22 protein-coding genes are annotated in these 23,968 nt (G+C 73.1%); 12 read left to right on the top strand and 10 right to left on the bottom strand.

Annotated elements, in window-relative coordinates; translation table 11 throughout:
- Positions 1-60 precede the first annotated feature (60 nt).
- The 5 genes from ACFIF2_RS09860 to ACFIF2_RS09880 form a co-directional block, all read right to left on the bottom strand.
- On the bottom strand, positions 61-834 hold the full coding sequence (locus ACFIF2_RS09860; protein ID WP_395572148.1) for a succinate dehydrogenase iron-sulfur subunit: 774 nt from the start codon (positions 832-834) through the stop codon (positions 61-63).
- Positions 834-2,588 (bottom strand): succinate dehydrogenase flavoprotein subunit, encoded by a 1,755-nt coding sequence (sdhA, locus tag ACFIF2_RS09865; RefSeq protein WP_395572149.1) that lies wholly within the window; start codon positions 2,586-2,588, stop codon positions 834-836. The genes ACFIF2_RS09860 and sdhA overlap by 1 nt, the downstream gene beginning before the upstream one ends.
- 19 nt (positions 2,589-2,607) lie before the next feature.
- Positions 2,608-3,096: a succinate dehydrogenase hydrophobic membrane anchor subunit gene (locus ACFIF2_RS09870; protein ID WP_019330052.1), complete on the bottom strand. Its 489-nt coding sequence runs from the start codon at positions 3,094-3,096 to the stop codon at positions 2,608-2,610.
- Between the two features lie 5 nt (positions 3,097-3,101).
- The gene (gene sdhC, locus ACFIF2_RS09875; RefSeq protein WP_079163643.1) at positions 3,102-3,482 is read right to left on the bottom strand and encodes a succinate dehydrogenase, cytochrome b556 subunit; all 381 of its coding nucleotides are present in this window, start codon (positions 3,480-3,482) and stop codon (positions 3,102-3,104) included.
- A 181-nt stretch (positions 3,483-3,663) separates the two neighbouring features.
- A complete protein-coding gene (locus tag ACFIF2_RS09880) occupies positions 3,664-4,215 on the bottom strand; it encodes a 2-oxo-4-hydroxy-4-carboxy-5-ureidoimidazoline decarboxylase (protein ID WP_395572150.1) in 552 nt (183 codons plus the stop codon).
- A 230-nt stretch (positions 4,216-4,445) separates the two neighbouring features.
- On the opposite strand from ACFIF2_RS09880, the gene ACFIF2_RS09885 reads away from it, so the two are divergent.
- The 4 genes from ACFIF2_RS09885 to ACFIF2_RS09900 all read left to right on the top strand — a co-directional run bounded on the left by ACFIF2_RS09885 (position 4,446) and on the right by ACFIF2_RS09900 (position 7,965).
- Positions 4,446-6,062 carry a glycoside hydrolase family 20 protein gene (locus ACFIF2_RS09885; protein ID WP_395572151.1) on the top strand — a complete coding sequence of 539 codons (1,617 nt, stop codon included), beginning with the start codon at positions 4,446-4,448 and terminating at the stop codon, positions 6,060-6,062.
- Positions 6,063-6,175: 113 nt separating this feature from the next.
- Positions 6,176-6,721, top strand: coding sequence for a hypothetical protein (locus ACFIF2_RS09890; RefSeq protein WP_395572152.1), 546 nt, complete (start codon positions 6,176-6,178; stop codon positions 6,719-6,721).
- A gap of 98 nt (positions 6,722-6,819) precedes the next feature.
- The gene (locus ACFIF2_RS09895) at positions 6,820-7,401 is read left to right on the top strand and encodes a hypothetical protein (protein WP_395572153.1); all 582 of its coding nucleotides are present in this window, start codon (positions 6,820-6,822) and stop codon (positions 7,399-7,401) included.
- 156 nt (positions 7,402-7,557) lie between these two features.
- The gene (locus tag ACFIF2_RS09900) at positions 7,558-7,965 is read left to right on the top strand and encodes a hypothetical protein (RefSeq protein WP_395572154.1); all 408 of its coding nucleotides are present in this window, start codon (positions 7,558-7,560) and stop codon (positions 7,963-7,965) included.
- A 61-nt stretch (positions 7,966-8,026) separates the two neighbouring features.
- On the opposite strand, the gene ACFIF2_RS09905 is transcribed toward ACFIF2_RS09900, so the two are convergent.
- A complete protein-coding gene (locus tag ACFIF2_RS09905; RefSeq protein ID WP_395572155.1) occupies positions 8,027-10,723 on the bottom strand; it encodes an N-acetylmuramoyl-L-alanine amidase in 2,697 nt (898 codons plus the stop codon).
- Between the two features lie 408 nt (positions 10,724-11,131).
- Here ACFIF2_RS09905 and ACFIF2_RS09910 point away from each other — a divergent pair, with 408 nt between their 5' ends.
- The 5 genes from ACFIF2_RS09910 to ACFIF2_RS09930 all read left to right on the top strand — a co-directional run bounded on the left by ACFIF2_RS09910 (position 11,132) and on the right by ACFIF2_RS09930 (position 15,614).
- Positions 11,132-11,560: a hypothetical protein gene (locus tag ACFIF2_RS09910; protein ID WP_395572156.1), complete on the top strand. Its 429-nt coding sequence runs from the start codon at positions 11,132-11,134 to the stop codon at positions 11,558-11,560.
- A gap of 214 nt (positions 11,561-11,774) precedes the next feature.
- Complete coding sequence (locus tag ACFIF2_RS09915; RefSeq protein ID WP_395572157.1) at positions 11,775-12,392, top strand: RNA polymerase sigma factor; 618 nt, start codon at positions 11,775-11,777, stop codon at positions 12,390-12,392.
- 50 nt (positions 12,393-12,442) lie between these two features.
- Positions 12,443-13,339 (top strand): hypothetical protein, encoded by an 897-nt coding sequence (locus ACFIF2_RS09920; protein WP_395572158.1) that lies wholly within the window; start codon positions 12,443-12,445, stop codon positions 13,337-13,339.
- A 362-nt stretch (positions 13,340-13,701) separates the two neighbouring features.
- Entirely contained in the window at positions 13,702-14,364 is a 663-nt protein-coding gene (locus tag ACFIF2_RS09925; protein WP_395572159.1) for an RNA polymerase sigma factor, read from the top strand.
- A complete protein-coding gene (locus tag ACFIF2_RS09930; protein WP_395572160.1) occupies positions 14,364-15,614 on the top strand; it encodes a hypothetical protein in 1,251 nt (416 codons plus the stop codon). Before ACFIF2_RS09925 ends, ACFIF2_RS09930 begins: the two co-directional genes overlap by 1 nt.
- 171 nt (positions 15,615-15,785) lie before the next feature.
- On the opposite strand, the gene ACFIF2_RS09935 is transcribed toward ACFIF2_RS09930, so the two are convergent.
- Complete coding sequence (locus ACFIF2_RS09935; protein WP_395572161.1) at positions 15,786-16,646, bottom strand: L,D-transpeptidase family protein; 861 nt, start codon at positions 16,644-16,646, stop codon at positions 15,786-15,788.
- 250 nt (positions 16,647-16,896) lie between these two features.
- Between ACFIF2_RS09935 and ACFIF2_RS09940 the strand changes: the two genes are divergently transcribed.
- Both ACFIF2_RS09940 and leuE read left to right on the top strand, forming a co-directional pair.
- Positions 16,897-18,477 (top strand): methylmalonyl-CoA mutase, encoded by a 1,581-nt coding sequence (locus ACFIF2_RS09940; RefSeq protein ID WP_395572162.1) that lies wholly within the window; start codon positions 16,897-16,899, stop codon positions 18,475-18,477.
- An 87-nt stretch (positions 18,478-18,564) separates the two neighbouring features.
- The gene (gene leuE, locus ACFIF2_RS09945) at positions 18,565-19,215 is read left to right on the top strand and encodes a leucine efflux protein LeuE (protein ID WP_395572163.1); all 651 of its coding nucleotides are present in this window, start codon (positions 18,565-18,567) and stop codon (positions 19,213-19,215) included.
- A gap of 50 nt (positions 19,216-19,265) precedes the next feature.
- Here the strand turns inward: leuE and ACFIF2_RS09950 are convergent, their stop codons facing one another.
- From ACFIF2_RS09950 to ACFIF2_RS09960, 3 genes are all read right to left on the bottom strand, one after another.
- Positions 19,266-20,291: a class I SAM-dependent methyltransferase gene (locus ACFIF2_RS09950; RefSeq protein ID WP_395572164.1), complete on the bottom strand. Its 1,026-nt coding sequence runs from the start codon at positions 20,289-20,291 to the stop codon at positions 19,266-19,268.
- A gap of 77 nt (positions 20,292-20,368) precedes the next feature.
- The gene (locus tag ACFIF2_RS09955) at positions 20,369-21,511 is read right to left on the bottom strand and encodes an acyltransferase family protein (protein ID WP_395572165.1); all 1,143 of its coding nucleotides are present in this window, start codon (positions 21,509-21,511) and stop codon (positions 20,369-20,371) included.
- Between the two features lie 40 nt (positions 21,512-21,551).
- On the bottom strand, positions 21,552-22,460 hold the full coding sequence (locus ACFIF2_RS09960) for a class I SAM-dependent methyltransferase (RefSeq protein WP_395572166.1): 909 nt from the start codon (positions 22,458-22,460) through the stop codon (positions 21,552-21,554).
- Positions 22,461-22,844: 384 nt separating this feature from the next.
- On the opposite strand from ACFIF2_RS09960, the gene ACFIF2_RS09965 reads away from it, so the two are divergent.
- Positions 22,845-23,933: an acyltransferase gene (locus ACFIF2_RS09965; protein WP_395572167.1), complete on the top strand. Its 1,089-nt coding sequence runs from the start codon at positions 22,845-22,847 to the stop codon at positions 23,931-23,933.
- Positions 23,934-23,968: the final 35 nt, after the last annotated feature.

A 23,968-nucleotide genomic window follows, 5' to 3' on the forward strand; every position in this document is an offset into this window, starting at 1 on the left:
CACGGCGAAGGGCCCCGGTCATCCCGACCGGGGCCCTTCGCCGTACGCGCGGCGCGCGGGTCAGAAGCGGCGCGTGATCAGCGCCCGCTTCACCTCCGCGATCGCCTTGGTGACCTCGATGCCGCGCGGGCAGGCGTCCGTGCAGTTGAAGGTCGTGCGGCAGCGCCAGACGCCGTCGCGGTCGTTCAGGATCTCCAGCCGCTGCTCGCCGGCCTCGTCACGCGAGTCGAAGATGAAGCGGTGGGCGTTGACGATCGCCGCCGGGCCGAAGTACTGCCCGTCGTTCCAGAACACCGGGCACGAGGACGTGCAGGCGGCGCACAGGATGCACTTCGTCGTGTCGTCGAAGCGCTCGCGGTCCTCGGCGGACTGGAGGCGCTCACGCGTCGGCTCGTTGGTGTCCTTCGTGATCAGGAAGGGCATCACGTCCCGGTACGCCTGGAAGAACGGCTCCATGTCGACCACGAGGTCCTTCAGGACCGTCAGGCCCTTGATGGCCTCGACCGTGATCGGCTTCTCCGGGTTGATGTCCTTGATCAGCGTCTTGCAGGCGAGCCGGTTCTTGCCATTGATCCGCATGGCGTCCGACCCGCAGATGCCGTGCGCGCAGGAACGGCGGAAGGTCAGACTTCCGTCGAGGTCCCACTTGATCTTGTGCAGCGCGTCGAGGACGCGCTCCTTCGGGTCGATCTCCAGCTGGAAGTCCTCCCAGGACGCCTCGGCCGAGACCTCCGGGTTGAAGCGCCGGACGCGGAAGGTGACCGTGATGTACGGGGAGTCGGCGAAGCCGGGCTCGGGGGCCTTGTCGCTCTTCTCCATGACAGGGGTAGCCATCAGTACTTACGCTCCATCGGCTGGTAGCGGGTCTGGACGACCGGCTTGTAGTCGAGCCGGATGGACTCGGTGCCGTCGTCGCCCACCTCGCGGTACGCCATGGTGTGGCGCATGAAGTTGACGTCGTCGCGGTTGGGGAAGTCCTCGCGGTAGTGACCGCCGCGCGACTCCTTGCGGGCGAGCGCGGACACCGCCATGACCTCCGCCAGGTCGAGCAGGTTGCCCAGCTCCACGGCCTCCAGCAGGTCGGTGTTGAAGCGCCGGCCCTTGTCCTGGATCGCCACGTTCTTGTAGCGGGCGCGCAGCTCGCCGATCTTCTCGACGGCCGTCTTGATCGTCTGCTCGGTGCGGAACACCATCACGTTGGCGTCCATGCACTCCTGCAGCTCGCGGCGGAGCGTGGCGACCCGCTCGGTGCCGGTGGAGGAGCGCAGCCGCTCGATCTGCTCGACGACCAGGGACTCCGGGTCCGCGGGCAGCTCGACGAAGTCCGCCTTCTGCGCGTACTCCGCCGCCGCGATGCCGGCCCGCTTGCCGAACACGTTGATGTCCAGCAGCGAGTTGGTGCCCAGGCGGTTGGCGCCGTGCACGGACACGCAGGCCACCTCGCCGGCCGCGTACAGGCCCGGCACGACGGTGGTGTTGTCCGCGAGGACCTCGCCCTCGACGTTGGTCGGGATGCCGCCCATCGCGTAGTGCGCGGTGGGCTGGATCGGGATCGGGTCCGTGTAGGGCTCGATGCCGAGGTAGGTCCGCGCGAACTCCGTGATGTCGGGCAGCTTGGCGTCCAGCTGCTCCGGCGGGAGGTGGGTGAGGTCCAGGTAGACGTGGTCGCCCTCGGGACCGCAGCCGCGGCCCTCGCGGATCTCGGTGTAGATGGACCGGGACACGACGTCACGGGAGGCCAGGTCCTTCATGACCGGCGCGTACTTCTCCATGAAGCGCTCGCCGTCCTTGTTGCGGAGGATGCCGCCCTCACCGCGGGCGCCCTCCGTCAGCAGGATGCCCATGCGCCAGATGCCGGTCGGGTGGAACTGGAAGAACTCCATGTCCTCCAGCGGCAGCCCGCGCCGGTACACGGCGGCCTGGCCGTCGCCGGTCAGCGTGTGCGCGTTGGACGTCACCTTGAAGAACTTGCCGGTGCCACCGGACGCGTAGATCACGGACTTCGCCTGGAAGACGTGGATCTCGCCGGTCGCCAGCTCGTAGGCCACCACACCGGCGGACTTCTTGACGCCGTCGACCTCGGTGATGAGCTGGTCCAGGACGTAGAACTCGTTGAAGAACTCCACGCCCTCCTTGACGCAGTTCTGGTACAGCGTCTGGAGGATCATGTGGCCGGTGCGGTCGGCCGCGTAGCAGGACCGGCGGACCGGCGCCTCGCCGTGGTTGCGGGAGTGACCGCCGAAGCGGCGCTGGTCGATCGTCCCGTTCGGCGTCCGGTTGAACGGCAGGCCCATCTTCTCCAGGTCGAGGACCGAGTCGATGGCCTCCTTCGCCAGGATCTCGGCGGCGTCCTGGTCGACCAGGTAGTCACCGCCCTTGACCGTGTCGAAGGTGTGCCACTCCCAGTTGTCCTCCTCCACGTTGGCCAGCGCGGCGGCCATGCCGCCCTGCGCGGCGCCCGTGTGGGAGCGGGTGGGGTAGAGCTTCGTCAGGACGGCCGTGCGGCTGCGCTTGGTCGCCTCGATGGCGGCCCGCATACCGGCGCCACCGGCGCCGACGATGACGGTGTCGTACTTGTGTACCTTCATGATTTTCGCAGCCCCGTGCCTAGCGGATGTTCGGGTCGAAGGTGAAGATCACCAGCGTGCCCAGCAGGATGGTGAACACCGTGGCGGTGTAGAGCAGGCCCTTGAGCCACAGGCGGGTGTTCGGGCGCTCCGCGTAGTCGTTGATGACCGTGCGCAGGCCGTTCGCGCCGTGCAGCATCGCGAGCCAGAGCATCAGGAGGTCCCAGACCTGCCAGAACGGCGAGGCCCAGCGGCCGGCCACGAAGGCGAAGCCGATCTTCGAGACGCCGCCGTCCAGCACCAGCTGGATGAGCAGGTGCCCGATGACCAGGACGACCAGGACGACGCCGGACAGGCGCATGAAGAGCCAGGCGGCCATCTCGAAGTTGCCGCGCGTGGACTTCGGGGACTTCTTGGTCCGCTTGCGGGGCGGCTCGATCAGCGGCGCCGGGTTGTCCACGGTGTAGACGGAGGCGCCCGCGCCCTCGACGGGGCCGATGCCGGAGGCGGTGGTTTCAGTGGTCGACATGTGCGTCAGCTCCCGAACAGTTCACGAGCGGCGTGGCCGAGGACGGGGTAGATCGCCCCGATCATCAGCACGACCCACAGGGCGACGACGGTCCAGAGCATCTGCTTCTGGTAGCGGGCGCCCTTGACCCAGAAGTCGACGGCGATGACACGCAGGCCGTTGAGCGCGTGGAAGAGGATGGCGGCGACGAGGCCGTACTCCAGCAGCGCGACGATCGGCGTCTTGTACGTGGCTACGACGGTGTCGTACGCCTCGGGGGACACCCGCACGAGAGCGGTGTCCAGCACGTGAACGAACAGGAAGAAGAAAATGAGGACGCCGGTGACTCGGTGAGCCACCCAGGACCACATTCCTTCCCGGCCGCGGTACAGCGTTCCAGCCGGCACGGAAGTTTCCTCCGGGAGCGGGGATTGGGGCCGCGCCGGCTTTCCTTGTCGGTCGGGCCCGGCCGGGTACGGTCCACCGGCCCCCAGCATCGTAGCGACGGTTGCCCGCGGCGCTTACGGGGGGCCTGCTTGTGTGATCAAAGTTGCACTCAAAGGAGCAGTGGGGTGAGTGCGGGGGCGGCTACCGGGGCGGGGGTTTGTCTTGTATGCCGGGTGCGGGTGGTCGGTGGCTTGTCGCGCAGTTCCCCGCGCCCCTTACGGCGCCGGTCAGCCGTGCCCTTGCCAGTCGACGGAGTTCGTCTGCCGCCACCTGGCGTTCCTCCTCCGGATCGTTTGTCAATCGTGACCGGATGCCTGCCAGTACGTGGTCGAGGGTCTCCTCCGTGCCCAAGCCGTCCAGGCAGATGACGAACACGTGTCCGAACCGGGCCTCGTACGCGGCGTACGCCGCGCTCAGGGCCGTGTGGGCCGCCGCGTACGTGTCCTCGGGGAGGGGTGGCAGGGACTCCGCCGCCAGCGCCTCCGTCAGGTCGTCCGGAGAGAGGTCGTACGCCGCCTCGTCGGCCGCCGCCAGCAGGGACGGGAGGTCCGGATAGGGGCGGTGGGAGGTGAGGCGGCGGGCCCAATGGCGACTGTTCAGGCACGTCAGGAGCGTGGCGACGGCTTCCTCGGCGGGCGCGGTGTTGAGGCGCTCCAGTGAGGTCGGCGATACCGGTGTGGCGCGGGTTTGCACCGGTACCGGTATGGCCACTCGGCCGGGGAGGTCTGGGAGACGGTGCGCAGGCAGCGTGGGTCCTCGTGGGCTTCGCGTGTGTGTCGGCAGGGGATTGTGCGAAGGGTGTGGCGTCACGTTATCGAGTGACGGCACGACGTGTCCGTACGGTGCCCGAATTTCACTCGAACGGGAGAGTTTCGGAACATGTGGTGGACGCATGGTGAAGCTCACGGCCGTAGGTTGGCGCTGTGAGCCAGCACGGACGCCGGATACCGGCGCACAAGGTGAGGCAGCGGGCCGTGATCGCCGCGACGGTGGTCGCCGCCCTCGGTGTGGGAGTCGGCCTGTGGGCCACCGACGGTGACGGCGACGGCGGGGCGGTGGGCTCGGCCGGGCGGGCGACCGAGGAGGCCGCCGCGCCCAGTCCCAGCCGCTCCTACCCGCTGTCCGAGGAGCCGCGCACCATACCCGCCGTACGCGAGCACACCCCGGCCCGCGGCCCCGGCTGGCAGCCGGAGAAGGCGCACCGCGTCGTCGTCGCCGACTCCGGACTCGCCGACGAGGGACGCCAGATCGCCGGGGACCTGGGGCTGACGTACGCGGGGGAGAAGGACGACGAGCGGGCCGGGGACGTGCTGCTGGACGTCAGACAGGACAAGGGCGCGAACCCGGAGTCGTACACCATGACCGTGCGCGACGGGCGGGTCACCGTCACCGGACCGGCCGAGGCCGGCGTCTACTACGGCACCCGCACCCTGAAGCAGGCCGTGGACGGCGGCGGCACCGCCCCGGAGGGCGAGGTGCGCGACGAGCCGGCCAAGCCGAAGCGCGGTTTCTCGCTCGACATCGCCCGCAAGCACTACGACGCCGACTGGATCAAGGACCGGATACGCGAGCTGGGCGACCTGAAGTTCAACGAGCTGGGCCTGCACTTCTCCGACGACCAGGCCTTCCGCATCGAGTCCGACTCGCACCCCGAGATCGTCTCCGGCGACCACCTGACCAAGGCCGAGGTCAAGGAGATCATCGACCTCGCCGCGTCCCGGCACATCACCGTGGTCCCCGAGATCGACTCGCCCGGACATCTGGGCGCCGTGCTCGCCGCCCACCCGGACCTCCAGCTGCGCAACGCGCAGGGCACGCCCACGCGCGGCGCGATCGACATCTCCAAGCCGGAGGCCGCCGAGATCGTCGACGACCTGCTCGACGAGTACGCCGACCTCTTCCCCGGCTCGCAGTTCCACCTGGGCGCCGACGAGTACCAGGCGCTCGTGGTGTCCGACCCGGAGGCGTCCTACCCGGGCCTGGCCGCCGCCGCCCGCGAGGCGTACGGCCCCGGCGGCACCGTCGCCGACCTCACCACCGGCTGGCTCAACGGCCGCGCCAAGACGGTCATGGCGCACGACCGCACGCCGCGCGCCTGGAACGACGGCTTCTTCAAGGACACGTCCGTCGAGCCCCTGAAGGACATCAAGGTCGCCTACTGGACCGGCAAGGAGATCGGCGCCCGCCAGCCGGCCGAGTACCTGAGCGAGGGCCGCGAGGTCCTCAACTACAACGACGAGTTCCTCTACTACGTGCTCGGCGAGCCGCAGACCTTCGTCTACCCCACCGGCGAGCGCATCTACGAGCAGTGGACCCCGCGCGTGATCCGGGGCACGACGCCGGTCGACGCGAAGTACGACGACCAGATACTCGGCGGCAGCTTCGCGGTCTGGGGGGACATCCCGAGCGCCCAGACCCAGGCGCAGGTCGCCGAGGGCATCCGGCTGCCGCTGGCGGCGACGGTCCAGAAGCTGTGGGACGCGGACGAGCCCGAGCTGTCCTGGGCGGACTTCAGGGCGCTGGCGAACCGCCTCGACTGATCCCGCGCGCCCCCGGCGGGAGCCGCGCGGATTGTCCGATACGGCTGTGAACTCACGTACGCCTGTGGTGGTCTTTGGGCGAGCCGAACCGTCACGCCGGGGGGAGCCGGGACATGGGCTACTGGGGGTACTTCGTCGTGGGCCGCGCCGAACGGCCGCTCGCGGAGCTGGACGCGCTGCCGGGCGCCGCGGACATGACCCTGCGGGTGTCCGCGCCGGACGGCTGGCAGGTGTGGGAGTTCCCGGGCGGCGACGGGGACGTCGGGAACATGAACGACCTGGCGGGCCAGACCGGCTCGCCCGCGCTGTTCGGGTACGTCATGGACAGCGACTGCGTGGTCGTGGAGGCGGCGGCGCCCGAGAGCGGGGCGTGGACGACCTGCCTGGTGCGGTCCGCGATGGCCGGGTACCTCGGCGCCGAGAGGGAGGGCCTCACCCTGGAGGACTACTTCCTGGAACCCCGCGACGCCGCCGAGCGGGCCGTCGCCTGGGCCGCCGAGGCCGGACGCACCGCGCACGCCGGAGACCTGGCGGAGGTGCTGTCGGCCGACCCCCGCGCCGAGCCCGACGCGGGTGCCGGTGCCGGTGCCGCGTCCGACCGTGTGGCCGAAAATCTCTTCTTCCGGTTCCTCGACCGCCTCGGCGTGGTGCCCCTGTGACACTCCCGCCCCGTCGCACGCAGTAAGGGGAAGTGCGGGCTCCGTGGTGGTGTCCGCGAGGTGAGCGGGTCGAAGCGGTACGAACAGGGAGGCGCCGGATGAGCCTGGTGGAACTGATCGCGCGGGCCGACGCACGCGGGCTCGCCGGCAGTGGGCTGGCTTGTTTGGATCGCTGCGTCCCCCTCCTGGACGGCGACGACGAGGTCCTGCGGCCCCTCTGGGCGACCCTCGCCGACGAGGCGGGCGACCGGGACGGGACCGGACCCGGGGGCGACTGGGCGCGGCGGCTGGAGCAGGTGCGCGACAAGCTCGCCGGACCCGGCGCCGCCGACGAGGACGAGGCCGTGCTCCTGGCCCGCCGGATGCTGGCCGCCGCGCCGGCCGAGTGCTCCGGCGCGGGACTGCGGGCGTGGGCCGACGCCTGCTCGGTCGCCTCGCTCCGCATCCACCGGCTCCTCGACCCCGCCGCGGACGCCGGTGCCGGGGGCGACCCTCACCGGGCCGCCCGCACGGAGGCGCTCGCCCCGCTGGTCGCCGCCGAACTGCGCCGCCAGGTCACCGTCCTCGACGTGCTCGCCGGTCACGGCCCGGCCGGGCTGCGCAGGGCGCTGGAGATCTCCACGGAGGGCCGCCGGGTGCTGCGCGCGGTGGTCTCCCGCCGGGCGCGCGGGCGGGCCTGACCGCCCCTCCCGGCCCCGGGCCGCCTGTGACCGTCGTGCGGGGAACGCGCGGGGGCTGTGCGGCGGTCGTGGCGGAGGTGGGGTGGTCCTGCGCCGGTTGCGGAACGGCCGCCGCCGCCGTGTGACGAAACGCCGCCCGGCGGCGCTCTAGCGGATGTGACGACTCTGACCAGCGGATGGACGACCCAGCAGGAGCCCCGGCCGTCGGCCGCCGCCAAGCCGGTGCGGTGGGCGGCGGACGCGGTGGCCACGATGCGGGAGGGCGCGCGGCTGCGCCTGGACTACTCGGCGCAGAGCCTGTGGCGCGTCGACCGGATGATCGACGGCATCCGCGGGGAGGGAGCGCCGTACGCGGCGGTGGAGTCGGTGCTGCGCGGACTCGGCGCGTACGCCGGTGAGGTGATCGTGCGTCAGGCCGGCGGCGAGTGGTGGGCGACCGGCGGGGAGCACTGGGTCCGCACCCCCGACGGCCGGCTGTGGGACCCGATCGACGAGGCCCGCCGCTGCTTCGCCGGCGACGGGTCGCTGCGGCTGCTGTGCCGGGACGCGACCGGGGACCGCTGACGCCGCGCGGACGACGCCGGCCGGGGACCGCACGGTCGCGGTCCCCGGCCGGCTCCGGCGGCTACGGGGTCAGCGTCTGACCCAGCCGTCCGTCGGTCGGGGTGCCCAGCGTGCTCTTGCTCCAGATCGCGGACTGGGAGTAGCCGAGCCCGCCGCCGTTGCTGGGGACGTGGTGCACGAGGCCGTCCGTGCCGTCCTCGCCCTCGGCGCCGAAGGTGAGGTCGGCGCGTCCGTACCCGGACAGGTCGGTGAGGGACGCGGACGTCCCGACCCGGTCGTCGGTCTCCGAGGAGCCGGCGATGCCGGAGGTGTCCTGGGAGAGGTAGACCGAGCCGGTGCCGGTGAGGCCGGACGCGGTGCCCTTGACCAGGACCACGGAGCCGGAGTTCACCCGGTTGACCCCGTCGCGGCTCGCGTCCTCGCCGGTGACGCCGGTGAGGAGGTCCGCGTACCCGTCGGCGTTGTAGTCGCCCAGCGACACCGACATGCCGAAGGAGTCGTAGGCCTCGTTGGCGCCCGGGACGCCGGAGGTGTCCTGGTGGACGACCCGCATGCCGGTGGTGGTGAACCCGGTGGACGTGCCGAGCAGCATGGTGACCTGGCCGCCGGAGATGCCGCCGGACTCCTTGGCGACCGGCTGGCCGATGACGATGTCGTCGTAGCCGTTGTTGTTGACGTCGCCCGCCGTGATGGACCGGCCGCCCTTGACGGAGATGACGCCGGCCATGGTCAGGCCGGACGCCGAGCCGGCGAAGCGGGCCACGCGGGCCACACCGGCGTTGTCGCGGTAGTTCAGGGCGACGTCGGCGTAGCCGTCCCGGTTGAAGTCGCCGGTGGCGGCGTCCACGTACCCGACGGAGCCGGTGGCCGAGGTGAGCCTGCCGTAGGCGGTGGCGCCGCCGGTCAGCTTGACGTTGTAGTTGCCGCCCCGGCCGGTGCCGGCGGAGAACACGTCCGCCTTGCCGTCGCCGTTGAAGTCGCCGACCGTGACCGCGGTGCCGAGCTTCGCGCCGGCCCACGTCACCCCGGTCGCGTAGTACGAGAAACCGGTGTCGAGGGCGGGGCCGTACAGCACCGTGACCGAGCCGCGGTCGGCGTTGCCGCCGGTGTCGTCCTCGCCGGGGGCGCCGATCGCGAGGTCGGCGTGGCCGTCGCCGTTGACGTCGCCCCAGGCGGTGGAGGCGCCGAAGGAGTCGCCGGACTCGGTGGAGTCGGGGACGCCCGCGCTGTTCTGGGTGAGCGTCACCTTCGACGCCGTCACCGGGCCGTCGACGCCACCCGGGACCACCTTCACCACGTTGCCCGCGGGCACGCCCACGGCCAGGTCGGTCACGCCGTCGCGGTTGTAATCGGCGGTGGGCAGGGCGTGCGAGATGCCCGGGGTCTTCGCCAGCGTGGCGATCCGGGAGAGCTTCGGGTAGAGGTTCGCGCCGGGGCAGGCCGTGGCGTTGGTGTCGCGGTGGCCGAAGACCCGGGGCAGGGTGATCGACTGGCCCTTGTCGACGAGGTTGCCGTCCTGGCCCTTCGGCGTGCCGGAGGTCAGCGTGACCTTGCCGGTCGGGTCGATGCCGTACATCCCGAACTTCCACGCGACGATCCGCGCGATGGCGTCCAGCCCGGCCCGGCTGGGCTGCGCCTTCTCGAAGTTGCCGAGGTAGGAGATGCCGAGCGTGTTGGTGTTGAAGCCGACGTCGTGCGCGCCGGTCACCGGGAGGTCCATGCCGCCGCTGCGGCCCTCGAAGATCTGACCGCACCGGTCGACGACGAAGTTGTAGCCGATGTCGTAGTAGCCGCGCTCGAAGTGCGCCTGCTGGATGGAGCGCATCCGGGCGCGCGACTCGGCGCAGGACAGGCCGTTGTCGCTGTCCACGCCGGTGTGGTGGACGACGGCGGCCTTGATGTCGGTGCCGTAGCTCGGCGTGCCGTCGTAGTCCGTGGAGGCACCCCACTGGGCCTGCGTGATGACCGGCGGCTTGACGACCTTCGACGGGCGCGGCGCGGGGACCGTCGGAGTGGGAGAGGGCGAGGCGGACGGGGAGGCGGAGCCGCTGGGGCTGGCGGTGGGCGCCCCGGTGACCGTCTCCGTGGGCGAGGCGGCCGGCGAGGCCGGCTCCGTGGCCGTACCCGCTCCGGGGACGGTGGTCGTCGCCGCGTCGGTGGGCGCCGGGGACTCGGTCGTCGGCGGCGTGGTCTCGGCCGTGAACGCCGCGGGCCGGACCGCGCCCTCGGGGTCGGTGCCGGGGTCCAGCAGCCTGACGTCCATGCCGGCCGGCTGGCCGCCCGCCTCGGTGCCGTCCGCCTTCACGACGCGCACCTCGACGCCGTCGGCGTCCCCGGTCCACAGTGAGCCGGTACCGCCGCGCGCCGCGGCCCGCTCACCCTCGGCGCCGTCGGCCTGGTTCGGCTCGACGTCCAGCTCCTGCCAGCCGGACCACTCGCCGGTCTCCAGGTCCCGGGTCCGCACCTCGGGCGTGCCCTTGGCCTTGACGTCGGGGTCGTCCCAGGTCACCACCACGGCGCTGAAGCGCTTGGTGCCCCGCCGGTCGAGCCCCTTGCGGCCCGCGCCCTCGTTCTCCAGCTTCAGCGTGTGGATGGACGGCTTGCGCGCCGCGGCGCCCTTGTCGTCGTCCGGCACGCCCGGGTCCGCCACCGCGTAGGTCACGACACCCGCGGCGCTCAGGACGACGGCTCCGGTCGTCAGCCAGACACGCTTCTTGAGACTGAGCGGTCTGTACGCATGGGTCCTGCGAGGACTCAACTACCCCACCCCTAGAAAGGAACACGAACGAATCACCTGTCACACAGGTGTCAGTGACTCAGCGTCCGGAGCTTACGGAACGTCCTGGGACGACCGGGCCCCTCGGCTGCCGAAGGCGGCCCGGGAAGGCCGCCGGAGAGAAGTCACGCGGGGCGCGCCCGTCACAGGGGCGGCCCCCACTCTCCAGCGGAACGCGGACGGAGAACATCACCGTGCGCGGGCATGACATGGGTCACGCCCACGGAGGTCAGACGCGTGAGACGCGGAAAGGTTGTGCGGGGCGAGGTGCTTGCGGTGTGTGTCGATCACCACCTCGGTGCCCTGTGACGTTGCCGCGGCGCCGCCCGCTGGGGCTGCGGGAGGAGCGGCGGCGCTCCTCCCGCTCCGCCGAACGAAGGGTGAGCCCCCATGGGCAGAGTGGACGGCCGTGCCGTGCGCGCGGACGAGATGCGGGCCTGCGCGGCGGCCCTCGTCGCGCGGGTCACCGACCGCGACCGGCTGCCGCTGGACTACTCCGTGGGCAGCCTGCGGGTCGTCGACTTCCTGCTCGACGGGCTGCGCAAGGGCGGGGCCGGCCGGGAACGCGTGCGGGGTCCCCTCCTCGGGCTCGGCGCGTACGTCGGTGAGGTGCTGGTCCGCCGGGCGGGAGCGGTCTGGATGGACTTCGACGCCGACCAGCGGGCCTACTTCGGGCAGCCGGCGGGCGTGCGGATGCCGGACGGGCGGGTGTGGAACCCGCTCGGCAGGGTCGTCAACCGGTTCGAGACCGGTGGTCCGGAGGATTCCCTGCGGACCTTCTACCTGACCTTGCACGGGCGGGTCCGCAGGGGCGGCTGAGGACGGCGGCGCCTTCCGCCGACGCGGGCCGGCCGGCTCGGTCCGGCGGGCTGCCGGTCCCGGCGCGCGGCGTGCTCGGCCCGGCGCGTGACGAGCTGTGACATTTCTGTGGGGCCCGACGCTGATGACCATGAAGGCGTGCGCACGGGCCAGTGGTGCGTTCCGCACGGGTTCGACAGAGCCCGTTCCCGCAATCGGCACGAACGAGGAAGCGGTGGGCCAAAGGGGCGGCGTCCGCCGCGTACCCGCGTACGACGGGGAGCTGGGCGCGGCCGTCGCGCGGGCCCAGGAAGGTGACGAGGCCGCTTTCGCGGTCGCCTACCGGCTCGTGCAGCCCGGTCTGCTGGGTTATCTGCGCGGGCTGGTCGGGGACGACGCCGAGGACGTGGCGTCGGACGCCTGGCTGGAGATAGCGCGGGACCTCAGGCGCTTCAGGGGGGACGGGGCCGGCTTCCGGGGCTGGACGGCGACGATCGCCCGGCACCGGGCCCTGGACCACCTGCGGCGCCAGAAGGTACGGCCCCGGCCGACGGCGCTGGAGCAGGACGTCCTGGACCTGCCCGGCCCGCACTCCACGCACGACCAGGCCCTGGAGACGCTGTCCACGGAGGCCGCCCTCGCCCTGATCGCGGGCCTGCCGCGCGACCAGGCCGAGGCCGTGCTGCTGCGGGTCGTCGTCGGCCTCGACGGGCCGTCCGCCGCGCGCGTCCTCGGCAAGCGGCCGGGAGCGGTGCGCACGGCGACGTACCGGGGTCTGAGGCGGCTGGCCGGCCGGCTGGGCGCCGACGGTGTGACGGACGAGGCGCCCGGGACGCTGGGGGAGTCGACATGACGGGCACCGGACACGGTGGCCCGGCGCGACGGGCGGGAACGGAGGCGGGCATGAGCGCAGGGCACGGCGAAGGCGACGGCGGCCCCGCCGTCACCCGGCCCGCGCTCCACGGCACGCCCGGGACCGAGCGGCTGCTCGCCGCCGCCCTGCGGGACGAGCGCGTCGACGCCGAGGGCGAGCGCAGGGCCGTGGCCGCCTACCTGGCCGCCCGGGACGCGGCACCCGCCCGGGCGGCCCGCGCCAGGCGGCGCGACGACTGGCGTCCCCGCGAGCGGCGTAGTGCCGGACGCCCGCTGAGGACCGCGCTGTCCGTGCTGCTGGCGAGCCTCACCCTGGGCGGCGTCACCTACGCGGCGATCGGCGGGGGCGGCGCGGCCCCGGACTCCGCCCGGCCGGACCGTGCGCGTCCGTCCGCCACCGCCGACGGCACCACGGACGGCACCGCGGACGGGACAGCGGACGGGATCGCGGTCCGGCCGCTCCCCACCCCGCGCCCCGCCTCCACGTCCCTGGGCGTTCCCGCCCGGCCGGACGGTGCGGCCGATGCGGACCGGGACACGGTGGCCGCCCGGTGCCGCGCCTACGAACGACTGGTGGGCCGGGGCCGGGTGGTGGACGCCACCGCCTGGCAGCGGCTGGTCGCGGACGCCGGCGGCGAGGAGAAGGTCGCCGCCCACTGCGCCGGGCAGCGGCGGACCGGACCGGCGGGCCCGAGCGGGGCGGCCGGCCCCGCCGTACCGGCAGGACCCGACGGTCCGGCCGCTCCTGCGGACCCGTCCGTGCCCGCCGTTCCCGCCGCGCCCGGACGGCCGGACGGCAGCGCGGGCGGCCCGGGCGAGGGAAACGGCGACGCGGACGGAACGGGTGGAGGGAACAGCGGTGCCGCGAGCGAGGGCGACGGCGGCGACGCGCGGCGGGCGGACGGCGGGCCCGGCACGGACAAGTAGCCTCGCACCAGGGGCGATCGCGGCGGCCAAGGCAACGGCCGGGGCCGCCACCCCCCACAGGAGAGGCCCCGGCCGTCGCGCGGCACGGGCCGCGCGGCGGCCCGTACTCCCTACAGCGCCGCCGACGCGTTTTCTGTCACACCTCACCGCGTCACGGCTTAGTTGCATCTTGTACGGCGATGCGATGAGGACATGGACGAGCGGCGGTTTCAAGACGTAACGTGCCATTCGCGCCGATCAGCGGGGGGATCGCTCCCGCGACGGGGTCGCGGGAGACCACCGCGACCATCCATGGGGACACCACGACGGCGAGGACCACGTCCGCGAGAGCGGCGCCGGTTTAGGCGCAGAAAGGCTTCTCGGTGCTGGGGGACGACGCGGAGCTGACCGCCGCGGTGCGCGCGGCACAGCACGGGGACGAGACGGCGTTCCGGACCGTGTACCGCGCGGTGCATCCGCGGCTGCTGGGGTACGTGCGGACCCTGGTCGGCGATCCGGACGCCGAGGACGTGGCGTCCGAGGCCTGGCTGCAGATCGCCCGCGACCTCGAACGGTTCGACGGCGACGCCGACCGGTTCCGCGGCTGGGCCGCCCGCATCGCCCGCAACCGCGCCCTGGACCACATCCGCATGCGCGGACGCCGGCCGGCGATCGGCGGTGACGAGACGGAACTGACCGGCAAACCGGCCGAGTCCGACACCGCGGACGAGGCCATGGAGGCCCTGGCCACCGACGGCGCCCTCTCCCTCATCGCCCGGCTGCCCCAGGACCAGGCCGAGGCCGTGGTCCTGCGCGTGGTGGTGGGCCTCGACGCCAAGAGCGCCGCCGAGACGCTCGGCAAGCGGCCCGGTGCCGTCCGGACGGCGGCGCACCGCGGCCTGAAGAAGCTGGCCGAACTGCTCGGCGGCGATCCGGAATCGGCCGGCGGGCTCGACGCCCTGCCGCCGCAGCGAGAACCGCACCGCCGTGCGGTGACGTCCGCGAGTGTGACGCATACGCGCGCGCGGACGCAGAAGGACATGTGATGGCCGACGAGCAGGACAGGTGGCTGGACCGCGAAACGGCGGAGATCTTGCTGCGCGGAGAGTCCCTGGAGGCTGTCGACCCCGCCGTCCGTGACCGGGCCCGACGACTCGCCGGGGCCCTGGGCGCGCTCTCCGGTCCACCCGTGCCCACCAGCGAGGAACTCCCCGGCGAGGCCGCCGCGCTGGCCGCCTTCCGCACGGCGCGCGCCGAGCGGCCCGACGGGGCGGCCCGGGCATCGGCGGTCTCCGGCCCCGGACGCGCAGGCACCCCGGCACCGCCCGCCGGCGCCGGGCTGGTCCGCATCGGTCCGCGCGGCGACGACGCCCGGCGCCCCCGGTGGAGCCGTCCCCTGCGCCTCGGGCTGGCCGCCGCGCTCACCGTCGGCATGGTCGGCGGGGTGGCGGTGGCCGCCGGAACCGGAGTCCTGCCGACGCCGTTCGAGGGCGCCCGGCCGGAACCGGCGGCGACGGTCTCGGCGCCGTCCCCCGACCGCCCGCCCGCCTCACCGACGCCGCTGGACGGGGCGCGGGGCGGGACGGTGCCCGGCGGCCCCACGACCGGCGCCCCCGAGCGGGGCGGCGCGCGCGGCGACGCGGAGGGCGGTACGGCCCCCGACCGCGGCCGGGGCCACGACTCCGGCTCCGACTCCGACTCCGGCGCCCGCTCCGACTCCGATGCCGACGGCCGGGCGACGGGCGGTCCCGGCGGCTCCGGCGGCTCGCACCGGACCCTCGCCGCGTCCTGCCGTGACGTACGCGCCGGCAAGCAGCTCGACGCCGGCCGCCTGCGGGCGCTGAAGGAGGCCGCGGGGGGTGCCGGCCGGGTCGGGACGTACTGCCGCGACCTTCTCGGCCATTCCGGTGCCGCCCAGGACCGCAAGGGCGGACGGGGCGCCGGGGAGTCCGGCGAAACGGAGGAGACGGCAGGGGGCCACGGGACCCGGAAGGACGACGACAAGGGCGGCAAGGGCGGCAACGGCGACCGGGACGACGACAGCGGCAAGGGAGACAAGGGCGACAAGGGCGGAGCGGACGGCAAGGGAGGCAAGGATGAGGACGAGGACGAGGACGACGACGGTCACATAGCGCCGCCCGTCGGGCGGACGTACGGTCCGCGCGCCCCCTCGGCCGTCGATCCGCTCCCGCGGCGGCGGCCGGCCCGCCCGTCGCACCTGGCGTCCACCGCCGGTCACCAGCCCTCCGACCTGCGACTTCACGGCCAACGGCAGATTTTCTCGCTCAGGGTGTGACACTTTCGGCCGCCCCGGCGCAGTAATGAGTGAGCCGACTGGTCATCGGCTTTCGCACCGAGCCGGGGTTCCCCCCGTACCTACGGCTCGTGCACTCGGCGCGGGCGGGACACGTTCCCCCGGTCCCGCCCGCGCCCATTCCGCCCGGCCCCGGCCCAGCCCCTCCCCGCCTCACCGGTACACGACGACCTTGTCGCCGTTGCGCACCCACGCGTACAGATCCGCGATCGCCGCCTCGTCCCGTACGTTGACGCAGCCGTGCGAGGCGCCCGCGTAGCCGCGTACGGCGAAGTCCTCCGAGTAGTGCACCGCCTGGCCGCCGCTGAAGAACATGGCGTACGGCATGGCCGAGTCGTAGAGCGTCGACACGTGGTGGCGGGACTTCCAGTAGACGTGGAACACACCGTCGCGGGTGGGTGTGTACTGCGAGCCGAAGCGCACCGGCATCGTCGACACGGTCCGCCCGTCGACCATCCAGCGCAGCGTGCGGCTCGACTTGCTGACGCACAGCACCCGGCCGGTCAGACAGCGCGGGTCCGGCGGGGCGGCCGGCTGCCCGCCCATCAGGTACAGCTCCCACTTGCCCGGCTCACGGCTCATCCCCAGCAGGCGCTGCCAGGTGACGGTGTCGGTCCTGCCCGTCCGGGGCAGTCCGCGCTTGCCCTGGAAGCCGCTCACCGCGCGTTCCGTCAGGTCGTCGTACGTCCCGGTCGGCCCGTCGACGAGCCACTCCACCTGACGCAGCCGGGCCTGGAGTTCCCGCACGTCCCGGCCGGTGTCGCCGTGCCGCCACAGCACCCGCGGTGCCGTGCGGGCGGGCGGTGCGCTCGACGGCCCGCCGTCGTCCCCGTCGTCGCCCCCGTCGTCCGGTGCGTCCTTCGGCGGCGTGCCGGTGACCTCTATACGCACCGGCGCGCGCCCCTTGCCGTCGGGGCCGGTGCCCTGCACCGTGCAGCCGCCGGCCGCCAGCGCGGCCCCCAGCGCGACGGCGACCGCCCTCCTCGCGCTCCCCATGCCCCTCGTACGCACCATGGCCCCCCGTCGTCTCACGACCCCGCACGGATGTCCCCTGAGATGTTCCCCGCGGATGACGTGCCGCGAACGGCGGGGCATCGTTGTGACCGGGACCGCATCGAGGTTGTGAGCAAGGTCCCAGCGTGCACCCCTGCACCGGGCGGCGCGCGCGCCGATACAGTCCGTCGGAAGGCTGGCCTGTACTGGCGAGTAACTGACGGGTAGTTCGAGCGCTTTCGAACATGTGCTCAGCGGGAGGCAACACACCATGACGCGCGAGTCGGAGTCCGGGCTGCCCATCGATCCGGTGTACGGGCCCGACGCCCTGGCGGAGTGGGACGCGGCCGAGAAGCTGGGCGAGCCCGGGAAGTACCCCTTCACCCGGGGTGTGTACCCGTCGATGTACACGGGCCGGCCGTGGACGATGCGTCAGTACGCGGGGTTCGGTACGGCGACGGAGTCGAACGCCCGGTACAAGCAGCTGATCGCGAACGGGACGATGGGGTTGTCGGTCGCCTTCGACCTGCCGACCCAGATGGGTCACGACTCGGATGCCCCGATCGCGAGTGGTGAGGTCGGCAAGGTCGGTGTCGCGATCGACTCGATCGACGACATGCGGGTGCTGTTCGGCGGGATTCCGCTGGACAAGGTCTCGACGTCGATGACGATCAACGCGCCGGCGTCCCTGCTGCTCCTGCTCTACCAACTCGTCGCCGAGGAGCAGGGTGTCAGTGCGGACCAGCTGACGGGGACGATCCAGAACGATGTGCTGAAGGAGTACATCGCGCGGGGGACGTACATCTTCCCGCCGAAGCCGTCGTTGCGGCTGATCGCGGACATCTTCAAGTACTGCAGGGCCGAGATCCCGAAGTGGAACACGATCTCGATCTCCGGCTATCACATGGCGGAGGCGGGGGCGTCTCCCGCGCAGGAGATCGCGTTCACGCTGGCGGACGGTATCGAGTACGTGCGTACGGCGGTGGCGGCCGGGATGGACGTGGACGACTTCGCGCCGCGCCTGTCCTTCTTCTTCGTGGCGCGGACGACGATCCTGGAGGAGGTCGCGAAGTTCCGTGCGGCGCGCCGGATCTGGGCGCGGGTGATGCGGGAGGAGTTCGGGGCGAAGAACCCGAAGTCGCTGATGCTGCGCTTCCACACCCAGACGGCGGGCGTGCAGCTGACGGCCCAGCAGCCGGAGGTCAACCTCGTCCGTGTCGCCGTGCAGGGCCTGGGTGCCGTCCTCGGTGGTACGCAGTCGCTGCACACCAACTCCTTCGACGAGGCCATCGCGCTGCCCACCGACAAGTCCGCGCGCCTGGCGCTGCGTACGCAGCAGGTGCTGGCGTACGAGACGGACGTGACCGCGACCGTCGACCCCTTCGCCGGTTCCTACGTCGTCGAGAAGATGACCGACGACGTCGAGGCGGCGGCGCTGGAGCTGATGCGGAAGGTCGAGGACCTCGGCGGCGCGGTCAGCGCCATCGAGCACGGTTTCCAGAAGGCCGAGATCGAGCGCAGCGCCTACCGCATCGCGCAGGAGACCGACTCCGGCGAGCGGGTGGTGGTCGGTGTCAACCGCTTCCAGCTCGACGAGGAGGAGCCGTACGAGCCGCTCCGCGTCGACCCGGCCATCGAGGCCCAGCAGGCCGAACGCCTCGCCAGGCTCCGCGCCGAACGCGACCAGCGGGCGGTCGACACGGCGCTCGCCGCCCTGAAGAAGGCCGCCGAGGGCGAGGACAACGTCCTCTACCCGATGAAGGACGCCCTGCGCGCCCGAGCCACCGTCGGCGAGGTCTGCAACGCCCTGCGCGAGGTCTGGGGCACGTACGTGCCCTCGGACGCCTTCTGAGGGCCCCCTCGGCGGGGCGCGCTCCCGGCGTTCTCGACGAATGAAACAGCCGTGCGGAGTGTCGTACGACCGTGCGACACTCCCCGCATGTTCGGCGTCATCGATCTCCCCACCTACCTCGCGGGCCTCGCACTGATCATTCTGCTTCCGGGCCCCAACTCCCTGTACGTCCTCTCCGTGGCCGCCCGTCGCGGTGTGCGCGCCGGGTACACGGCCGCCGCCGGCGTCTGGTGCGGGGACACGGTGCTGATGACGCTGTCGGCCGCCGGGGTCGCCTCGCTGCTCCAGGCCAACTCCCTGCTGTTCGGCATCGTGAAGTACGTGGGCGCCGGCTATCTCACCTGGCTCGCGATCGGGATGCTGCGGGCCGCGTGGGGGATGTGGCGGACGCGCCGGGAGCACGCCGGGCGGGAGGCCGACGCGCCGGTCGCCGGTGAGGAGCGGCCCTTCCGCCGGGCCTTGGTCGTCAGCCTCGTCAACCCGAAGGCGATCCTCTTCTTCGTCGCCTTCTTCGTGCAGTTCGTCGACCCGGGCTACGCCTACCCCGCCCTGTCCTTCGTCGTCCTCGGTGCCTTCGCCCAGCTCGCCAGCTTCCTGTACCTCAGCGCGCTGATCTTCAGCGGCACCAAGCTGGCCGCCGCCTTCCGCCGCCGCAAGCGGCTCTCGGCGGGGGCCACCTCGGCGGCGGGCGCGCTGTTCCTGGGCTTCGCGGTGAAGCTGTCCCTGGCGAGCGCGTAGCGGGCCCGCGCTCCGGCGCGGCCCTCGGTGACCGAGGGCAACGGTGCCGGCTACGGCCTCGACTGAGCCGTACCCCCCGCCGAACTCCCCGCCGAACTCCCCGCCGAACCTCCCGCCTGCGCCCGCCGCGCCGCCCGGTACCGGCGCACCGCGCGGGTGACCACCGGCGGCAGCACGTCCAGTGCGAGCCGGCGGGCACGGTCGCGCGGGGTCCGCGGCCCCACCGGGCGCGCCTGCGCGGCCCGGCCCGCCGCGGGCCCGGCGCCCGCGCGCCGCGCCGGCGAGGCGGGGGCCGCCGCGGACGCGGGCGCCGGGTGCCGCGAGGACGGCAGCGACGGCGGCTGCATCCGCTTGCCCTTGGCGCGGGTCCGGACCAGCCGGTGCCCCGCGGCCCGCTCCACGGTCACGGCGATGTCGTCGCGCCCGCGCAGCGCCGCGAGCAGCTCCTCCTGGACCGGCTCGGGGTCGCCCCAGGTGCCGTACAGCTTCTGGCTGCTGAGGCAGACGGGACGCAGGCCCCGGTTGAGCACGGCCTCCCAGGCGGCGACGGACACGCCCGGGGTGTGCTCGCTGCGGAAGTCGTCGAGGACGACGATGCCCTCGGGCAGCAGCAGCTCGCGGGCCGCGCCGATGTCGCCCTGGACGTGCTCGTACAGGTGCGAGGCGTCGATGTGGGCGAAGCGGCAGCTGCCGGGCCCGACCTCGTCGGTGATCGCGGAGCTGGGGGCCTGCACGATCGCCGGGAGGCTGTCGTGGAAGGACAGGTAGTTCCGCTCGAAGGCCTGCCGGGTCAGCGTGGAGTACGACTTCGCCGCCTCCGCCCGGTTGGCCGCGTCCGGCGGTTCGCTCTCGAACAGGTCGCAGACGGTGAGCGTCTCGCCGTCCCGCAGGTGGTGCCCCAGCAGGATCGCGCTCTTGCCCAGATAGGCGCCCAGTTCGAGCAGGTCGCCGCGGGTGCCCAGGCGCTCCTGACGCTCCAGGAACCAGGAGAACAGCACCTGGTCGAGCGGCCAGAACCAGCCGGGGACGTCGTTCAGCTCGCCGGGGTACTTGTGCGTCTCTTGCGCAGTGGCCATGCAGGGAGGATGCCTCCTCGGGGCCGGAAATGGAGTCGGCGCGCGCGATCCGGTGGGCGGAAAATCGCACGAATCGCTCAACGCGTCCGTCCGAGCGCGCCGCGCAGCCACGGCGACAGCGGCCGCTCGACGTACCGGTGCAGCAGCCACGCCAGCGCCAGCATCGCGGCGGCCGTCAGGGCGAAGGCCGCCGCCGACGGCACCCCCAGACCGCGGTGCAGGGCGCCGATCACCACCCAGCCGAGGTGCTCGTGGACCAGGTAGAAGGGGTACGTCAGCGCCCCGGCCACCGTCAGACCGCGCCAGTTCACCCGGTCCAGCAGGCCCAGCGCCACCGCCGCGACCGCCGCGAAACCGAGGGCGACGACGAGGACGATGCCGAACGAGGTGCGGTGCGCGAAGGCGTGCGGGTCGGCGGCGTTCCACAGCTCGCGCACCGCCTGGTGCTGCCCGACCAGGAACCCGGCGGCCACGATGCCCCACGCGTGGGCGTCCCGCCGGTCGCGGTGGACGAGGTACAGGCCGATCCCGCCGATGAAGAACGGGGCGTACCCGGGCATCAGCACCAGGTCGAGCAGCGGCTCGTGCGCGGCCCGCGCGAGCGCCGAGGCCGACAGCCAGCCGGCGCAGAACACCACGACCCGCCGGCGGTTCGCGCCCGGCAGGACGACACACAGCGCGAACAGCGCGTAGAAGCGGATCTCCGCCCACAGCGTCCAGCACACGCCCAGCACCCGGTCCGCGCCCAGCGGCTGCTGGAGCATGGTCAGGTTGACCAGCGCGTCGCTCGGCGACACCGCGTCGTAGGCGACCACCGGCAGCGCGAACACCGCCGTCACCAGGACGACCGCCGCCCAGTAGGCGGGCAGCAGCCGGGCGGCGCGGGAGGTGACGAAGGCCGTGGCGGACCGGCCCCAGCCGCTCATACAGATCACGAACCCGCTGATCAGGAAGAAGACCTGCACCCCGAGGCAGCCGTAGGCGAACAGACCGTGCAGCGTCGGGAACTGGAACCGCGGCGAGCCGCCCCACGCCTCGGCCACGGCACCGTCGCGTCCGCCGTAGTGGTACGCCGCCACCATCAGGGCGGCCACCAGCCGCAGCCCGTCGAGGGCGCGCAGCCGTCCGGGCGCGCCCTTCACGTGCGGCGCGTGCGCCGGGGCAGGGGTGGTGTCTGCGACGGGACGCGCCGCCGACGCGCTCACGGCCGCCTCGGTCACTGGTGCTGCTCCTTCGGCCGCGGGGGTCGTACGTCGGTGCTCAGGACGCGCGCAGGAAGGCGGAGTGGGCCGCCTTGCCCAGGAAGGTGAAGCGGGTGTCGTCCTTCAGGTGCTCGTCCAGGGCCTCCTCGATCCCCGGCCAGCTGGGGTCGCCGAAGTCGTCCAGGACGACGATCGCGCCCGGCGCGGCGATCTCCTCGGCCCACTGGAGGTCCTGGCGCACGCCCTTCGCCGAGTGGTCGCCGTCGACGACGATCACGCCGTAGGAGCGGTCGGAGACGGCGGCCCGGGTCTCGGGGTCCTCGGAGAACCCCTGCCGGATGCGGGCCGCCGTGCCGGCCGGACCGGCGAGGGCGAGGTTGGTGCGCACGGCGTGCTCGTCCACCGGGGTGCCCGTCGGGTCGGGGCGCACGGTGGTGCCGGGCTGGAGCTGGACGCCGGCGAACGGGTCCACGATGGTCAGGCTCGGGCTGCGGCCGTCGCGCTCCATCGTCCGGATCAGCCCGGTGGAGAACATGCCGTACAGCGTGCCTATCTCCAGGATCTCGTCGTTCGGCGGGTCGAGCAGCGGCACGGTGGCGAGCTTGCCGCAGATGTTCATGGTGCCGCCCGCGATCCGGCCCACGCCCAGCGACTCCAGCGCGATAAGCAGCCGGTAGGCGGTGGCCACGTTGCGCTCCGCCGCCCGGCGGTCCCCGCACAGGGCGGCGACCTCGCGGTGCAGACGCTCCAGGGAGCCCTTGGCCACCATCCGGGAGATGCCGCGCCCGGACGGGCCGACGAGCAGCTCGAAGGTGAGTTGCCGCTTGTCGGCCGCCTCGGTGTCGGGCACCGGCCGCCGGGCGTCCGCCGCGCGGATCCGTCGCTCGATGCGCTGATCGATGAGATCGGCGACGGGACGCAGCAGACGCCGGGAGACGGTGCTGCGGAGCAGGGTGCGGCTGTTCATGGGTCAACGACCTCAATCCGTCACTGAGTGAACGTGAATGAACGTGAATGAACGTGAGTACGCAGTGCGCCAGTGGGGTGGGTGGGGCCAGACTAGGGATCTCCCCGCCGGAAGCGGAGCTCTCGAACAGACCGGGCGGGGAACTTCTGCGGAACGGTGGGTGGCCGGACGGTGGAGGGACCCGTCGTTCACCGGAAGGCCACGCAGATGTGGCCGATGTTCACCCGGCGGCGCTTTCGGCCGCGCACGGGGCTCTCATAGCCTGCACCGACGTGCGCCCCGAGGGCGTTTTCGATTCCCCCTCGCACCACCCACCCCCGGCCCGGCCCACCGGCCGGGCCCGCGCGACCCGTCCGGGAGTGACCACCCATCGCCGCCGAGCCCTTGACCGCCGCCGAGCCCGCGCGCCCCTCCGCCCCCGCCGCCGAGGCACCGGCGACGCGCCCCCGCGGGGAACACCGGTACGACATCGACCTCCTGCGGGTCCTGGCCTCCGTCGGGGTCATCGTCTGCCACGCCGCCGGCGAACTCATGAAGGCCGTGGGCGGCACACCGGAGCAGGGCGGGCCCGTCTACTGGACCGCGCTCGCCGGGGACGCGCTGAGCCGGTGCGCCGTGCCGCTGTTCTTCGCGATCGCCGGCTGGGTCGTGCTGAGCGGGGCGCCGCCCCGGGACGGCGGACAGGTCCGCAAGCGCCTGACCCGCATCCTCGTGCCGATGGCCGTGTGGACCGCCGCCTACCTGCTGTGGGACTGGGTGCGCGGCGCCAACACCGACCCCACCCGGCAGCTCGCCCTGGACGCGCTGTTCGGCTCCGTGCGGCCCGCCTTCCACCTCTGGTACCTGTACGCGTACGTCCCGGTGATCCTGCTGCTGTCGGTGGCCGTCCTGGTCCGGGCAGGCAAGCGGCCCTGGGGCGCGGGCGCCGCCCTGCTCGCCCTGGCACTCGCCCCGACCCTGCTCGGCGACCTCGCCCGCCTCCTCGACGCCGACTTCCCGCCCTTCGCCTGGCAGTTCGGCCTCTACCAGATCGCGTACGCGGTCGCCGGCGCCGTCCTGCTGTCGCTGCCCCGTGCCGCGCTCGCCGGCCGGAGGCGGCGCCTGCTGTGGCTGGCCGCCGGACTGTGCGCGTGGGGCGCGGTGGCGGTGTACGAGCACCGGGTGCACTTCCCGAGCCCGTACGCCTCGCTCGTGGTGGCGCTGCTCGCGGGGACGCTGCTGACGGCCCTCGACCGGATCCGGGTGCCCGAGCGGTTCCGTCCCCTGATGGGCAGGCTCGCCGGGGCCTCCTTCGGCGCCTACCTGGTCCACCTGCTCTTCCTGGAGGCGCTCGCCCCGCGCCTGGTGTCGGCGGACGCCGGGTGGCCCGCCGCCGTGGGCGCGCTCGCCGGGCTCACCCTGGCCACGGTCGCCCTGTCGTTCGCCGCCGCCCTGCTGTGGACCCGGCTGCGACTGGGCCGCTGGCTGGGCTGAGCCGGGCGGACACCGGCACGCACGCGAAAGGACCC

The organism is Streptomyces sp. BK79 (assembly GCF_044142145.1).
In the GTDB taxonomy this organism is placed as follows: Bacteria; Actinomycetota; Actinomycetes; order Streptomycetales; family Streptomycetaceae; genus Streptomyces.